This is a genomic window from Collinsella sp. OM07-12 (genome assembly GCF_003438275.1).
Taxonomy (GTDB): domain Bacteria; phylum Actinomycetota; class Coriobacteriia; order Coriobacteriales; family Coriobacteriaceae; genus Collinsella.
Genome location: NZ_QSTQ01000044.1, coordinates 1 through 2,058, shown reverse-complemented (window position 1 = coordinate 2,058; position 2,058 = coordinate 1). Strand labels below are relative to the sequence as shown.

Genomic DNA, 2,058 nt, shown 5'->3' with positions numbered 1-2,058 from the left:
GGGCCCCGGGGGCGGGAATCTGGGCGTACACATTTCCTACACAGTTTGGGATTCTCAGCTGTATTTACCAGTAATATAGAGGGGACCTCGTTTCCGAGATCCCCTCCTCCGTCTATCTATAGAAATAGGCTTTCAAAGCCTTAGGCCAATAGTTTGCGACCGGACTCCTCAATCGCGTCAAGTGCTGCATCAGCCTCGGCGGCATCCGCGCCCTTTGCGAAGATGTACAGCTTAATCTTGGGCTCGGTGCCGGAAGGACGAACAATACCCTTGTTACCACCCTCAAGATCGAACTCAATGACGTTAGCCTTCGGCAGGCCGTTCACGCAGGTATTGTAATCCACGACGGCCTCAATCTTGGAACCGGCGAGCTCCACGGGCGGGTTCTCGCGCAGACCAGCCATGATGCCGGCCATCTTTACCGCACCCTCAGCGCCCGGATAGCTCAGCGAAATCGTCTTGTTGTGATAGTAGCCATACTTCTCGTACAGATCGTGCATCGCATCGGCGAGGTTCTTGCCCTGGAGCTTGTAATACTGCGCCATCTGGCAAATCAGAAGCGAAGTGCTCACGGCGTCCTTGTCGCGCACGTGGTCGCCGGCCAGATAGCCGTAGCTCTCCTCAAAACCGAAGATAAAGCGATCGACCTCGCCAGCATCGGAAAGAGAAGTAATGATGTCGCCGATGTACTTGAAGCCCGTCAGGCAGCGGCGGAGCTCAAAACCGTACTCGTCGGCCAAAGCGTCAACCATGGCGGAAGAAACGATAGTAGTAACGGCAACCTTATTAGTGAGGTCCTCACCGCGGGCAGCACGGGTCTTGCAGATATAGTCGAGCAGCAGAACGCCCATCTCATTGCCGGTCAGCAGCAGATAGTCATCGCCATTCTTAACGGCAACGCCAACACGGTCGGCGTCAGGATCGGTTGCAAGCAGCAGATCGGGGTGAACCTGCTCGCACAGGTCGATGCCCTTCTGCATGGCCTGACGGATCTCGGGGTTAGGATACGGGCAGGTCGGGAAATCGCCGTTAGGCTCCTTCTGCTCGGGAACAACCGTGACATCGGTGATGCCAGCACGCTCGAGCACCGTCGTGACGGGAATGAGGCCGGTACCATTCAACGGCGTATAGACAAGCTTGAGCGGTGCGCCGGCAATCTCCTCGGCAGAAAGATTCGTAACGCCGCGCGCGAGTACGGCGTCGTAATAACGCTCGAGGCACGAATCATCGATCCATTTGACCAGACCCTGCTCAAGAGCCTCATCGAAGTCCATGGACTTCACTCCGGTGAACGTATCAGTCTCGGCGATGGCCTTAGAAATTGCATCGGCGGCCTCGCTGGTTATCTGGCAGCCGTCGGGGCCATAGGCCTTATAGCCGTTATACGGCGCCGGGTTATGACTAGCGGTCATGCAAATGCCACCGGAACACTTAAGATCACGAACAGCCCAGGAAAGCGTCGGCACAGGAGAAATCTTGGGATACACAAGGGCAGTCACACCGTTTGCTGCAAGAATGGCAGCCGTCGTCTTAACGAACAGCTCACCTTTATTGCGGCTATCGCGAGCGATGGCGACCGTCGGATGCTCGAAGGTCGCATTGAGGTAGTCAGCGAATCCCTGGGTCGCACGACCGACCGTATAGATATTCATACGGTTAGTGCCTGCACCGATAGTGCCGCGAAGACCAGCAGTGCCGAAGGCGAGATCCTGGAAGAAAGCGTCGGTGATGGCGTCCTCATCACCCTGCTCCTTCATCGTGTTGAGCTCAGCGAGGAGCTCCTCATCCTTGACATTGGCAATCCAAGTATCAAGCAGCTCATGAACATCTGCCATGTGAGTCCTTCCGTCACAATCAATAAAACGACCCGTGTGAAACAGGACAAGCGCGTCAGTGCGCTAAAGCAAATATTAGTCCATTGAGAACAGAGAACCGACCACAGAACGGTGAACGTCTATATTAAGCGGTGGATGATTAAATTGATTTAATTGCATAAGGAATGTTGCCCATTAACGCAAAAAAGGGGGAGGCCGCGAGGCCTCCCCCTTCTTCAATCTC

The 2,058-nt window shown here is 55.1% G+C and carries 1 protein-coding gene; it reads right to left on the bottom strand.

Annotated features, from left to right (window positions below):
* Positions 1-140 precede the first annotated feature (140 nt).
* Entirely contained in the window at positions 141-1,835 is a 1,695-nt protein-coding gene (locus DXB98_RS09940; protein ID WP_117744005.1) for a phospho-sugar mutase, read from the bottom strand.
* Positions 1,836-2,058 lie beyond the last annotated feature (223 nt).